Below are 13,961 nucleotides of genomic sequence, written 5' to 3' on the forward strand. Positions count from 1 at the left end.
TCAAGTTCTCTAATGAAAAATCCCCTTTAGTATATGTTAAAATAACATATGATAGTTTATACAACTTTGAACTGCCGACCTATCACTTTTATTGTAAAAGAAAAGGGAGGAAAGAACTATGGCTTCACCTGAAAATGTTATTTTAGTTCATGAAATTTCAAAGCTGAAAACAAAAGAAGAATTATGGAATCCATATGAATGGTATCGTTTGATGAGGGATAATCACCCAGTTCATTATGATGAAGAGCAGGATGTATGGAATGTTTTTTTATATGATGATGTAAATCGTGTTTTATCAGATTATCGCTTATTTTCAAGTAGAAGGGAGCGCAGACAATTCTCAATCCCTCCTTTAGAAACTAGAATAAATATAAACTCTACAGATCCACCAGAACATCGCAATGTACGTTCCATTGTTTCTAAGGCATTTACTCCAAGAAGTTTAGAACAGTGGAAACCTCGAATACAGGCCATCGCAGATGAACTTGTACAACATATCGAAAAATGTAGTGAAGTTAATATCGTTGAACAGTTTGCTGCACCTTTACCTGTTACCGTTATTTCTGATTTATTAGGAGTCCCAACAACAGATCGTAAAAAAATTAAAGAATGGTCTGATATTTTATTTATGCCGTATAGTAAAGAAAAGTTTAATGATCTGGATGCTGAGAAAGGGATAGCATTAAATGAATTCAAAGCATACCTTCTACCGATTGTTCAGGAAAAGAGATATCATTTAACCGATGATATCATTTCTGATTTAATTCGAGCTGAATATGAAGGCGAAAGATTAACCGATGAAGAAATTGTAACCTTTTCATTAGGTTTACTAGCAGCTGGGAATGAAACCACTACAAATTTAATTATTAATAGCTTTTATTGCTTTTTAGTAGATTCACCTGGAATTTATGAAGAGTTAAGAAAAGAACCTAACTTAATTTCAAAAGCGATTGAGGAAGTATTACGCTATCGCTTTCCTGTTACATTAGCCCGGAGGATTACAGAGGATACAAATATATTTGGTTCTTTAATGAAAAAGGATCAGATGATTGTTGCGTGGGTTAGTGCAGCGAATTTAGACGAGAAAAAATTTTCACAAGCCTCTCAATTTAATGTACATCGAACAGGAAATGAAAAGCATTTAACCTTTGGGAAAGGTCCTCACTTTTGCTTAGGAGCACCACTTGCACGTTTAGAGGCTGAGATTGCATTAACTACCTTTATAAATACTTTTGAAAAAATAGAGCTATCTCCATCTTTCTGTTTAGAAAAATGTATATTGGAAAATGAACAAACATTAAAATACTTACCTATTCGTTTGAAAGCTAAATAAAAATCTTAACAAGGTGCATACATTTGCATCTTGTTTTTTGTTTCTCAATTGTGAGTTTTCGGTAATCACCTTAATATGGAATTGTATAAAACGTAGAGGAGGATTCTTATGTTGACTTGTAATGGAAGTAAATCATTTCAAAAGTTTATTAAAGGTGTTACAGATCTTATGGAAAACGGTTTATTTGAAGAAGAAATAGTGTGTGGCATTGAAAAGTTACTAGAAGAACTTTTAGAAAAGAAAACATGGCTTCCGTTAGATAAACAGAAGGCCAATTTGACTCAATATGCACGACATTTATTGTATGAAGATCCGCTCAAACGTTTTGAAGTACTAGCTCTCGTATGGAAAGATGGACAATCTACACCTTTACATGATCATGACGGCACATGGGGAGTAGAAGGCGTTTTTTCAGGAAGGATTATGGTGCAGAACTTTATACAAACGAAACAACTTGGAAATTCACTTGTTTATTTAACACATACAGGAAATCTTTATTTGGGAGAAGGAGAAACAGATAAAGTAATTCCACCAGCGGATTGTCATATTCTTGAAATTAGCAAAAATGAAAGCGTTATTACGATTCATGTCTATGGAAAACGGTTAGAAAAGTTTAAAGTATATATCCCAACTGAAGAAAAAAATGTGTACATGTGTGAGACAAAATACATTAGTTATAATTCATAGTTTAAAATCCAAAGCTTTTTTAAAAAGAAAAGCTTTGGATTTTATTTTTAATTATTTCTTGACCTGAAACGCTTTTCATAAATTATAAATAAGAAGTACCTCACGAGGATTGTATGAAAACGATACCTAATAATTAATTAGAACTCGTGTATTTATAGAAAGTGGTGAAGAAATAATGAAATTAATCGCAATTGATTTAGATGGAACTCTTCTTTCGGGGAATAAAATGATAAGTAAAGAAAATGCAGAAGCAATTCGAACATGTCAAGAAGCTGGCCATGTTGTAGCAATTTGTACAGGACGTTCTATTGTTGACATTGAGCGATTATTGTTAGAAGTTGATTTAGAGTGTCCAATCATTGCGGAAAATGGGGCTCTTATATATAAAGATAAAAAAATGATGAAGAGATATCCAATTCAAAATATGCAGGCACTTGAGATTGTAGAATATCTTGAAGAGAATGGTTTATATTATCAGCTCTATACTGATAAAGGTGTGTATGTACCGGATTATGGAGTAGAGAGTGTACGTAATGAAATTGAGTATGTAAAGAATTCAAAAGAAAATTTCGACTTGAAAGAGTTAGAAACAATCGCAGCATTATATCTTGAGCATACAGCGTTTCATAGTGCGGAAAGTTGTAAACCAATTGTAGAAACAGATATACATGTGCATAAACTATTACCATTTTCTTATGAAATTGAGAAATTAAAAAAACTCAAAGAAACATTTCTTCATAATACAGATTTAGCAATTACATCTTCATATTGGCACAATTTAGAGATTAATCATCGAGATGCTCAAAAAGGGAATGGATTATATACTTTAGCAGAACATCTTAATATTCCGGTTGAAAACACTGTAGCGATAGGTGATGGGCTAAACGATGTTTCTATGATGGAAAAAGCGAACATATCAATTGCAATGGGGAATGCAGTAGAAGAAATAAAAGCAATGTGTAAATACGAAACGTTATCAAATGAAGAACATGGTGTGGCACATGCTTTATATAAATATGTAATGTAATTAAAAAAGAAAAAAGAATCCAAGTGGATTCTTTTTTCTTTTTATTAGGGGTAAGGTATTCTATGAGATTCATAGAAGCCTTATTACATTTTATTATATAGAATATATTGGAATAAATGTTTATATTTTTCATAAAAATTGTGAATATTTTATGAACTTTATACTTATTGCATGTTTATACCGCTATTAGTAACGTGTATGACTCTCAAGTGAAAATTCAGTGAATGTAAGGAGGAATTCAAGTTACCTAGACAATAAGTGAGGCATCAACGAAATATATACTAATTAAAGGTATCTTCAGTATATATATTCTTTTCTTGTTTTTAGTGAAAAATAAAATTTGTTCGAATAATTATTCTACAGCTATATACCTACACTAGCTTTCTTCGTATAATGAAGAAGTATGAATTTTAGATTTGTATGAATTTTACATATTGAGGTGAAAAAGGAATGAATTCGCGGCTAATGGAACTTATTGATGTGAGTACAATAGAAACCATGGCAGAACAATTTTATCAATTAACTAACATATCACATCAACTTCTTGATGCTGAAAAAGAGTGTGTTTTTTCATTCGGAATGAATGAGATAAAAAAGAGTAAACTTCCAAAGATTGAAATCCCCATTTTCTTATACAATCAACATTTAGGATCTTTTGTTGTATGGTCCAAAAAAAGTGAAATTTTTAGTTGTCAAAAATACTTTGAAATGCTCTCAAGTTTAATTTTAGATGGCGCAATAAAAGTATTTCAAAGTAAAAATACAACGTTGCTTTCTCGGAAAGAGGAGGAACTACATACGATTTTACAAAACATGCCTGTTATGGTCGATGCGCTTGATTATAATGGAGATTTTGTTTTGTGGAATCGAGAATGTGAAATTGTAACAGGTTATACCGCTGAAGAAATAATTGGAAATCCCAATGCACTGCAATTATTGTATCCTGATTATAATTATCGCCATCAAATACAAAAGAAATTTTTAACTTGTGGAAAAAATTTCAGAGATTGGGAAATGCACTTAACATGTAAAAATGGTGAAGTCAAAACAATAATGTGGTCGAATATATCAGAACAGTTTCCTGTAACAGGATATAGTTATTGGGCTGTTGGTGTAGATATTACACATTTAAAAGCGATAGAAGAGCAGTTAAAACAACAAACATCTGAACTGGAATTAATTTTTAAAGCTTTACCAGATTTATGTTTCTTAACAGAAGATGACGGCACAATTATAGATTACAAGGCAGGATCTCCTACAAAGTTTTACGTACCCGCAGAAGCTTTTATGGGAAAAAAGTTTTACGAAGTATTACCATCTTCAGTAGCACAGCAGTTTCAGGAAGCCATTAATCAAGTGAAGGAAAAAGGAACGAATGTAATTGTAGAATATCCACTCACACTTAATGGAAGTATTGATTTCTTTGAGGCTAGGTGCTTACCATTATTACATGATAAAATTATGATTATTGTACGCGACATTACAGAGCGAAAAAAGACAGAAGAATTGCTAAATAAATCAGATACACTTGCAGCAATTGGTCAATTAGCAGCTGGCGTGGCTCATGAAGTAAGAAATCCTTTAACTGTAATTAAAGGTTTTATACAGTTATTCCAAATTAATAAAGAAGATCAAGAAAAATATTTTGATCTTATGCTTTCTGAAATTGAAAGGATAGAAGCAATCCTACAAGAATTTCTATCAATTGCCAAAACAGATGAGATAAACACAGAAAAGAAAAATATTTATCAAATTTTTAAAAATGTCGTATCGTTAATGAATACAAAAGCAATTATGACAAATATTCAAGTTGAACTATTTACAGATGACAAAGATATAATTATTGAATGCTCAGAAAATCAATTGAAACAAGTATTTATTAATATTTTGCAAAATTCAATCGAAGCTATGCCAAATGGTGGGGAAATTTCAATTCACATAAAAGAAATAAATGATGATGGTGTCATCATTCATGTAATAGATGAAGGAATAGGAATACCTGAAGAAAGAATTAAGAGATTAGGTGAACCTTTTTATAGTACGAAAGAAAAAGGGACTGGTATTGGATTAATGTTAAGTTATAAAATTATTGAAAGTCATCAAGGGACAATTAGTATCATGAGCGAGGTTGGTGTCGGGACAACAGTAACTATTTACTTACCGAAAGTACTAAGTAAACAATCTCTTTCTAATTGTGACGACAAATGTATAGTAATACGCAATAGTAGTAATTCTTAAATCAATTAATACCCAATAACAAAGCGATTAGTGAAAACTAAGCTTTTTGTTATTGGGTATTTTTTATATTTAATTTAGTAAACTTTACCTTTTCTTTACCTTTGTTTTAATTTCTATTAAGTTTTAAACACTATATTAATATTTGTACAAAGCAATGTATAGAAATTGTACATTACTTTTAATATAGAAATGTGATTATTATTTGGAATATTGTAAGGAGGAGATTATGACAAGGTGAAAAAGCAAGAGAAGAAAAGTGGTAGAGTAGTACCTCTCCGGTTAAATATTTTATTCCTTTGTGTATTTTTATTATTTTCTGGCATTATTATTCAGTTAGGGAAAGTGCAAATTTTTGATGGAGAAACATATAAAAATGAAGTAGAGAAGAGAGAAAATGCAACCGTGGGCCTTTCTGTACCACGTGGGAAAATATTTGATCGTGAAGGAAATCCAGTAGTTGATAATAAGTCTTTACGTGCGATTACATATACAAAGGTGAAAGGTGTAAAACAAGAAGAAATATTAAAATCAGCAAGACAACTTGCAGACATTATTGAAATGCCACAAGAAGATATAGATAAGTTAACGGAGACTGATAAGAAAGACTTTTGGATGCAATTAAATCCAGAACTTGCTCAAGACTTAGTATCAAAAAAAGAAATAGATAAGTTCCGAGATAAGGATATTACCGGAAAAGAGCTAGACAAAAAAATAGAAGATTTAAAAAGGAAACGCGTTACAGACAAAAACCTTCAAGAACTAACGGCTAAAGATATAGAAGTGTTAGCTATTAAAAGTAAAATGACCTCAGGTTTTCAAATGGCACCTCAAATTATTAAAAAGAACGTTAGTGAACAGGAATATGCGGTGATTAGTGAAAATTTAGCGAACCTTCCAGGAGTAGACGCATCAGTTGATTGGGAGAGAATCTATGTAAATGATGATCTATTCCGTTCTGTTCTTGGTAACGTTTCAAATGCTGATGAAGGATTGCCACGTGAACGATTAGATTATTATTTAGTGCGTGATTATAGCCGAAATGATAGGGTCGGCAAAAGTTATATCGAACAGCAATACGAAGATGTACTTCACGGTACAAAAAAAGAAGTAAGAAGCATTGCTGATAAACAAGGAAATACTATTAGAACGGAAACTGTTACTGAAGGGAAAAGCGGTAAAAATTTAACTTTAACAATAGATATGGAATTGCAAAAAAAAGTAGAGGAGAGCATAGAAAAAATATTAAAACAATATAAAGGATCAGAATCAATGTTAGACCGTGCTTTCGTAGTGATGATGAATCCTAAAAATGGCCAAGTATTATCAATGGCTGGGAAAAGGCTTGTAGAAAAAGACGGGAAAATGGAAGTAGAAGATTATGCTTTAGGCACGCTGACAAGTTCATATGAGCTTGGATCAACGGTTAAAGGTGCGACAGTGTTAACAGGGTTTGAAACAAATGCAATAACTCCTGGAACACATTTTTATGATGCACCTATGAAGTTTAAAGGAACTAAGGAAAAGAAGTCTTGGAAAAATTTTGGTGATATAGACGATCTAAGAGCGTTACAAGTTTCTTCAAACGTTTATATGTTTAATATAGCATTAAAAATTGCTGGTGTGGATTATGTGAAAAATAGTTCACTAGATATTAAACAAGAATATTTTGATAAAATGAGATATTATTTCAGGCAATTTGGACTAGGCGTACAAACTGGTATTGATTTACCGAATGAAACTGCAGGGCAAATTGGAAAAAAAGATAATCAGCCTGGTTTCTTATTAGATTATTCTATTGGGCAATATGATACGTATACACCACTTCAGCTTGCACAATATATTTCGACTATCGCAAATGGAGGATATCGAATGAAACCACAAATTGTTCAAGAGATTAGAGAACAAACCGTTCAAAAAGATGAGGTTGGTAAAGTAGTACAATCAATAGAACCCGTTGTTTTAAATAGAATCGATATGAAACAAGAATATATTAATCAAGTAAAAGAAGGATTTAGAAAAGTATTTCAAGAAGGAGATGGAACAGGAGTAAGAGCGTTCCAAAAAGCACCATATAAACCAGCTGGTAAAACAGGGACCGCACAAACTGTATATGGTGGAGAAAATGCAATTGGGCGAAATGCGAAAGGCGATCGTAGAGAATGTTATAACTTAACATTAGCTGGATATGCGCCATATGATGATCCAGAATTAGCATTTTCTGTTGTAGTACCGTGGGTTGAAAATGATAAATCGGGCATTAACTCCGATATTGGAAAAGAAGTTTTAGATGCTTATTTTGATTTGAAAAATAAGCGGTTAACTGGTGAAGCGCCAAAAACAGATGCCTCTAAAGAGAATTAAAATGTACGAAACGTCTCTAGCATTCCTGTAAACTAGAGGCGTTTTTATCTGGAGATAGATTAGAAATGAGGTATATATGAAGCTGTTTATTCTAAAATATTGGAGGAACATATGTAGCTACATATTAATTATAATAGGGATTATTTTTATTAATAAGTCCTTTTTATTTTGTATGGTAGAAGGAATTTCGATGCAACCTACTTTGAATGAAAAAGATTATATACTTGTTAATAAGGTAAACGTCTGTTTATCGTCTTTTCATCATGGAGATGTTGTCATTATAAAAAAAGAAGACGAGCCTACTTACTATGTGAAACGAATTATTGGATTATCGGGGGATAACATACAACTAAAAAAGGATGAGGTATTTATTAACGGTAAAAAGCGTGATGAGTCGTATATACATTTAGATATGTCACAAGTATCCAATCGTTTTTCAAATTTTAGAGAAATAAAAGTTCCTACGCATAAATTATTTGTGTTAGGTGATAATCGTAATCATAGTAAAGATAGTAGGAATACACTTGGACTTATTGATGAATCAAATATAATAGGTAAAGTAGAAATGGTATTTTATCCATTTGATCATATAAAATGGATAAAATAATTCTATTAACGATTCACATTTTATAAAATAAATCATATATTGATAGCATAGGACAAGCAGAAACGCTTGTTCTAACCTCACAGAACACTCCTTATCACGGTTAGGCATCTACATAGGTAGATGCTTTTTTTATGTTGATGACTGAAAATTATTTATCAATATAATGTAGTAAGCATATTAGGACTATTAGGGGAAGATTACTTGTACAAATAACAGTATGCTTAATTAAAACAATGAAATGTAAGGAGTGAGGAATAAGTGCTAAATATTTTAGTGGTTAATTTTCCAGCAGAGGGACATGTAAACCCTACATTAAATTTAGTAAAAGCCTTTACTGAACGAGGGGATAATGTACATTATATTACAACGGCAAACTTTAAGGATAGAATTGAAGATTTAGGAGCTACTGTACATACTCATCCGGATCTATTAAAAGAGATTTCTATTGATGCTGAAACCTCATCTGGGTTAAATGCTTTTTTTCATGTGCATGTTCAAACTTCTTTATATATATTAGAAATTACGAAACAATTATGTGAAAGTATAAATTTTGATTTCGTAATTTATGATATATTTGGCGCAGGAGAGTTAGTAAAGGAGTATTTACAAGTTCCAGGTGTAGTGTCCTCACCTATATTTTTAATTCCGCCAGAATTTTTGAAGACATTACCTTTTCATCCAAATGCAGATATGCCATTCCAACCAGAGGAAATCTCTGAAAAATTACTAAATCAGATGGAACATAAATTTGGAGTAAAACCAAAGAATAATCTTCAATTTATGAATAATAAGGGTGATGTTTGTCTCGTATACACAAGTCGTTATTTCCAACCTAATAGCGAATCGTTCGGAGAAAATAACATTTTTATTGGACCGAGTATTTCAAAGCGTAAAACAAATATAAAGTTTCCACTGGAATCACTTAAAGAAAAGAAAGTTATTTATATTTCAATGGGGACACTGCTTGAAGGACTCGAACCATTCTTTAATACTTGTATTGATACTTTTTCAGATTTTGATGGGATAGTTGTAATGGCAATTGGTGATAGAAATGATATTTCTAAAATTAAGAAAGCACCAGATAATTTTATAATTGCTCCATACGTACCTCAATCAGAAATATTAAATGAAGCAGATGTTTTTATTACACATGGCGGTATGAATAGCGTACACGATGCCATTCATTATAATGTCCCATTTGTAATAATACCGCATGATAAAGACCAGCCAATGATAGCGCAAAGATTAACTGAGCTTGAAGCGGCACATAGACTATTGAAAGAACATGTTAATGTGCACACTTTAAAAGAGGCCGTAACAGATGTTCTTTCAAATGAAAAGTATAAACATGGTATAAGAAAACTTAATGATAGCTTTATAGAATGTGGTGGTTCAAAAGAAGCAATTGCAGTTATTGAATCTCTTTTAAATAAAGTAAAACTTTAATTGGTGGGGCTTTACTGCCCGCAAATAGCGGGATAAATAGTCGTAACTATATACAAGCATAGAGGTTCTCACCTTTATGCTTGTATATTCTTATCCAGCAAATTGCACAGCAGTATTTGCATGTAAAAAAGCAGTATCAAAAACGGGAACAGTAAGATCATTTTGGGAGATGAGTAAAGGTATTTCAGTGCAGCCTAATAATATACCTTCAGCGCCGTTTTGAATTAATGATTTTGTAATTTGTAATAACTTTTCTTTAGATGTTTCTGAAATGATCCCTCTACTTAATTCATCTAATATGACATGGTGGATAAAAGTTCTTTCCTCGTCATTTGGGATAATTGTCTCAATGTTATATTTCGCTAATCGTGATTTATAGAAATCTTGCTCCATCGTTTGTTTTGTTCCTAATAGTCCGATACGTTTTATATTCTGTTCTACCATTTCTTTAGCACTTACATCACCAATGTGAAGAAGCGGGATAGATATTGCTTGTTCTACCTCCTCGGCAAATAGATGTACAGTATTTGAACACATTAATAAACATTCAGCCCCAGATTTTTCAACTTTTTTTGCAACTGTAACTAGTTCATTTTTCACTTCTTCATATTGATGGTTTTGTAATAAAGTAATTACTTCACCAAAGTCCATACTATATAAAATTAGCTTCGCATTTTGATCGTATTGAGAGAGTGTAAGTGTATTAATATGTTTATAGTATAATGATGTAGATTCCCAACTTAATCCTCCAATCAAACCAATAACTTTCATAATGCATTCCTCCCGAAACGATTTTGAATTTATTATTTCATAATTCCGATAAGAATACAATGATTTAAATGCACTATTTAATAAAAAATAAAAATAGTAAGAAAAATGTTGAAATTTACATTCTTTAGTGCCATAATACGAATTACAAATTAATACTTATCCAGAGAGGTGGAGGGAACGGCCCTAAGAAACCTCAGCAACCCCTATGCAATTTTATAGGAAGGTGCTAATTCCGCAGAGGACACGATGTGTTTTTTGAAAGATAAGAGGATTCTTGAACGTGAAAGAAAATGACCTCTTATGTAAGAGGTCATTTTTTTGTTGTATAGAAAGGGAGTGTCGATGCATAATTCATTTTTAAATTAAATATAGAGTAATAAAAGTTGACTAAGATGAGAGGGGAATTGTCATGAACAAATTATCAACAAAGTTAGTAGTAGCAATCGGTATTGGAGCAGCATTATACGGGATATTAGGACTTTGGGGATTTTCTATTGCACCGAATACATTTATTAAACCAGCATTAGCTATATTAACTGTTTTTGGAGCATTATTTGGTCCAGTGGCAGGACTGTTAATCGGACTTATCGGTCATACCGTAACAGATACGATTGCTGGATGGGGGATTTGGTGGGGCTGGGTTATTAGTTCAGGAATTATTGGTTTTTCAATGGGACTTATTCAAAAAAGAGTTGGTTTTAGTGTGAAAAACGGGTCGTTTAACAAGGGGGATATTTCTTATTTAGCAATTACTGGGCTAGTTGGTATTGTCATTGCTATTATATTTGCTGGGGCATTCGATATTATTGTGATGGGAGAACCATTTGACAAAATTGTTATACAAGTATTAGGAGCAACAATTTCCGATGTCATCGTTTTCTTAGTACTTGGATTGCCACTTACAATTAGTTTGGCGAAATCCAATAAGAAACATACACATTTAAAAATTGAAAAGTAGGGATGTTAACATGCAACCAATTATTTCGTTTGAACAATTCACCTTTCAATATGGGCATGCTGCGCAGCCTACTTTAAGTGATATTACCTTTCATATATACCCTGGGGAAAAAGTGCTAATTGCTGGACGAAGTGGTTCAGGAAAGTCGACATTAGCTCATTGTATAAATGGGCTAATCCCATTTTCTTACGAAGGGAATAGCACAGGTAACGTTTTAATTGCCGGTAAAGACCCGAGGGAAGGAAGTATTTTTGAACAAAGTAAACAGGTAGGAACAATTTTGCAAGATCAAGATGCTCAATTTATTGGTCTGACAGTAGAAGAAGATGTAGCTTTTTATTTAGAAAATGAATGTGTAAAGCAAGATGACATGAAAAAGATTGTTTCGGACTCATTAAGAAAGGTGAAGATGCATACGTTTCATAAACAAAGTCCACATGAATTATCAGGAGGTCAAAAGCAAACAGTTTCTCTTGCTGGTTTATTAACAACAAATGCGGATATATTATTGTTCGATGAACCGTTAGCTAATTTAGATCCACTAAGCGCCTTACATACGATAGAACTTATGAAAGATATACATGAACAATATAATAAAACGATTGTTATTATCGAACATAGAATAGAAGAAATTTTAAAACTGGATTTAGACAAAGTTATATTAATTGATGAAGGTAAAGTTATTGCGATAGGAACACCAAAAGAAATCTTAGCGTCAAATATATTACCACGTATCGGCTTAAGAGAGCCTATTTACATCGAAGCATTAAAGAGATTACATTTTGATAGTAATAATGACGTAATATATCCAATGGAAAACCTTCAAAAAGAAAAGGTAAGCAACGTTATAAAAGAGTGGATGGAGAAACAAGTCATATTAAAAGGGAATACTAAAAACAAGGAATTACTTAAAGTGGAGAATTTATCATTTTCATACCCTAATAAACAAAAAGTATTAGAAAATGTAAACCTTTCAATATATGAAGGAGAAATTGTGGCACTGTTAGGACATAATGGAGCAGGGAAATCAACATTAGCTCATAGTCTTATAGGCATAAACAAAATGAAAAATGGGAAAATCTTGTTAAAAGGTGAAGATATTAGTTCTTGGTCTATTCGTAAACGTGGGGAAATCATATCTTACGTGATGCAAAATCCAAATCATATGATTACACAGCCTACTGTTTTTGAAGAAGCTTCATTTACATTAACATTACATAATTTTTCTAAGGAAGAAATTAAGAATAAAGTAGAAGGAACTTTAAAAATTTGTGGTTTATATCCATTTCGTAATTGGCCAATTCAAGCGCTAAGCTATGGGCAAAAAAAGAGATTAACAATCGCATCTGTATTAACAACAAATCCTAAGCTTATCATATTAGATGAACCGACAGCGGGACAAGATTATTATCATTATAAACAATTTATGTCGTTTATTAAAAACCTAGCTAAAAAGGGTATTTCATTTGTTTTTATCACTCACGATATGAATCTCGTACTAGAATATGCAGACCGTGCAGTAGTTCTACATGAAGGTAAAGTTATTGCGGATAATACAGTGTCTAATGTATTTGGTGATCAAGAAACGTTTCAAAGAGCCAACTTAAGAGAGAGTTCTTTAACCAAGCTTGTTAAATTTAGTGGGATTGCATGTCCAGAAAAATTTATGGAGCTTTATTTAGACAGTAATAGGAGGGAGGAAGGTGCATAGTACATATTTTCATCGTATGGATGGGGTAGTGAAATTGTTTTTATTTATTTTTTGTATGACGCTTACTTTTTTGTTTTTTGATTTTCGGGTGTTGCTAATATTATTTATTATTGGGTGTATCGGACTTAGCGTTGCTAAAATTCCATTTCGTAAAATTTTAATTGTTTTTAGTGTTATATTTACATTTAGTTTATTAAACTCTGTCATGATTTTATTTATTACACCAACTCATGGATCTGAATTAACTGAATCATATACCGCGTTTTTACATGTTGGATATGCAACGATTACATATGAAACATTATTTTATGCAGCTACACTTTCATTAAAGTATTTTACGTTATTACCATTTACACTTCTTTTTATTTACACGACAGATCCAAGCGAATTTGTAAGTAGCTTAAGTAAACTTGGTATTCAGTATAAGATTACATATGCAATAAATATTGCACTACGTTATATTCCTGACATCCAGTCTGAGTATAAAATTATTAAACACGCGCAAGAAGCGAGAGGAGTGGCTTTTGAAAAAGGAGAAGCAAGTTTATGGGTTCGTATGAAGAACCGTGTTTTAATTTTCTGGCCACTGATCATTCATTCTCTAGAAAGAATAGATACGGTTTCAAATGCAATGGATTTAAGAGGATTTGGAAAGAAGGATAAACGTACATGGTTTTATACAAGTAAGGCGAAACGTGAAGATTTCATCGCTTTATTTGCTGGGGTTTTCATATTCATTGTTGCGGTATATTTAAAATTAAACGTATTTCAAAACTTTTGGTATCCATTTTAGAGCACTCTTACATGAGTGCTTTTACTTAT

11 protein-coding genes and 1 riboswitch are annotated in these 13,961 nt (G+C 32.0%); of the genes, 10 read left to right on the top strand and 1 reads right to left on the bottom strand.

Going from position 1 to position 13,961, the window contains the following annotated elements:
• Positions 1 to 118 precede the first annotated feature (118 nt).
• From NST86_RS13235 to NST86_RS13265, 7 genes are all read left to right on the top strand, one after another.
• Positions 119 to 1,333 carry a cytochrome P450 gene (locus NST86_RS13235; protein WP_061663121.1) on the top strand — a complete coding sequence of 405 codons (1,215 nt, stop codon included), beginning with the start codon at positions 119 to 121 and terminating at the stop codon, positions 1,331 to 1,333.
• A gap of 108 nt (positions 1,334 to 1,441) precedes the next feature.
• Entirely contained in the window at positions 1,442 to 2,020 is a 579-nt protein-coding gene (locus NST86_RS13240) for a cysteine dioxygenase family protein (RefSeq protein WP_000954437.1), read from the top strand.
• A 175-nt stretch (positions 2,021 to 2,195) separates the two neighbouring features.
• Entirely contained in the window at positions 2,196 to 3,047 is an 852-nt protein-coding gene (locus NST86_RS13245; protein WP_000766387.1) for a Cof-type HAD-IIB family hydrolase, read from the top strand.
• A gap of 450 nt (positions 3,048 to 3,497) precedes the next feature.
• On the top strand, positions 3,498 to 5,285 hold the full coding sequence (locus tag NST86_RS13250; protein ID WP_193533186.1) for an ATP-binding protein: 1,788 nt from the start codon (positions 3,498 to 3,500) through the stop codon (positions 5,283 to 5,285).
• Positions 5,286 to 5,519: 234 nt separating this feature from the next.
• Positions 5,520 to 7,646: a peptidoglycan D,D-transpeptidase FtsI family protein gene (locus tag NST86_RS13255; RefSeq protein WP_061663101.1), complete on the top strand. Its 2,127-nt coding sequence runs from the start codon at positions 5,520 to 5,522 to the stop codon at positions 7,644 to 7,646.
• A gap of 76 nt (positions 7,647 to 7,722) precedes the next feature.
• A complete protein-coding gene (gene lepB, locus NST86_RS13260) occupies positions 7,723 to 8,253 on the top strand; it encodes a signal peptidase I (RefSeq protein WP_016117995.1) in 531 nt (176 codons plus the stop codon).
• A gap of 258 nt (positions 8,254 to 8,511) precedes the next feature.
• Positions 8,512 to 9,699 (top strand): macrolide family glycosyltransferase, encoded by a 1,188-nt coding sequence (locus NST86_RS13265; RefSeq protein ID WP_061663100.1) that lies wholly within the window; start codon positions 8,512 to 8,514, stop codon positions 9,697 to 9,699.
• Between the two features lie 90 nt (positions 9,700 to 9,789).
• Here the strand turns inward: NST86_RS13265 and NST86_RS13270 are convergent, their stop codons facing one another.
• On the bottom strand, positions 9,790 to 10,470 hold the full coding sequence (locus tag NST86_RS13270; RefSeq protein WP_000864371.1) for an aspartate/glutamate racemase family protein: 681 nt from the start codon (positions 10,468 to 10,470) through the stop codon (positions 9,790 to 9,792).
• 153 nt (positions 10,471 to 10,623) lie between these two features.
• A riboswitch (SAM riboswitch) is annotated at positions 10,624 to 10,739 on the top strand.
• Between the two features lie 140 nt (positions 10,740 to 10,879).
• On the opposite strand from NST86_RS13270, the gene NST86_RS13275 reads away from it, so the two are divergent.
• The 3 genes from NST86_RS13275 to NST86_RS13285 are packed head-to-tail and all read left to right on the top strand — an operon-like array spanning position 10,880 to position 13,932.
• The gene (locus NST86_RS13275; RefSeq protein ID WP_061663099.1) at positions 10,880 to 11,428 is read left to right on the top strand and encodes an ECF-type riboflavin transporter substrate-binding protein; all 549 of its coding nucleotides are present in this window, start codon (positions 10,880 to 10,882) and stop codon (positions 11,426 to 11,428) included.
• A gap of 10 nt (positions 11,429 to 11,438) precedes the next feature.
• Positions 11,439 to 13,139, top strand: coding sequence for an ABC transporter ATP-binding protein (locus NST86_RS13280; protein ID WP_061663098.1), 1,701 nt, complete (start codon positions 11,439 to 11,441; stop codon positions 13,137 to 13,139).
• Positions 13,132 to 13,932, top strand: coding sequence for an energy-coupling factor transporter transmembrane component T family protein (locus NST86_RS13285; RefSeq protein ID WP_063264059.1), 801 nt, complete (start codon positions 13,132 to 13,134; stop codon positions 13,930 to 13,932). The genes NST86_RS13280 and NST86_RS13285 overlap by 8 nt, the downstream gene beginning before the upstream one ends.
• Positions 13,933 to 13,961: the final 29 nt, after the last annotated feature.

Origin of the sequence: Bacillus sp. FSL L8-0199, assembly GCF_038005705.1 — a bacterium.
Classification (GTDB): domain Bacteria; phylum Bacillota; class Bacilli; order Bacillales; family Bacillaceae_G; genus Bacillus_A; species Bacillus_A cereus.

Coding starts and splice junctions, on each gene's coding strand:
- NST86_RS13250 (WP_193533186.1), top strand. CDS start 3,498: ATGAATTCGCGGCTAATGGAACTTATTGATGTGAGTACAATAGAAACC.
- NST86_RS13280 (WP_061663098.1), top strand. CDS start 11,439: ATGCAACCAATTATTTCGTTTGAACAATTCACCTTTCAATATGGGCAT.
- NST86_RS13270 (WP_000864371.1), bottom strand. CDS start 10,470: ATGAAAGTTATTGGTTTGATTGGAGGATTAAGTTGGGAATCTACATCA.
- NST86_RS13275 (WP_061663099.1), top strand. CDS start 10,880: ATGAACAAATTATCAACAAAGTTAGTAGTAGCAATCGGTATTGGAGCA.
- NST86_RS13235 (WP_061663121.1), top strand. CDS start 119: ATGGCTTCACCTGAAAATGTTATTTTAGTTCATGAAATTTCAAAGCTG.
- lepB (WP_016117995.1), top strand. CDS start 7,723: ATGAAGCTGTTTATTCTAAAATATTGGAGGAACATATGTAGCTACATA.
- NST86_RS13240 (WP_000954437.1), top strand. CDS start 1,442: ATGTTGACTTGTAATGGAAGTAAATCATTTCAAAAGTTTATTAAAGGT.
- NST86_RS13245 (WP_000766387.1), top strand. CDS start 2,196: ATGAAATTAATCGCAATTGATTTAGATGGAACTCTTCTTTCGGGGAAT.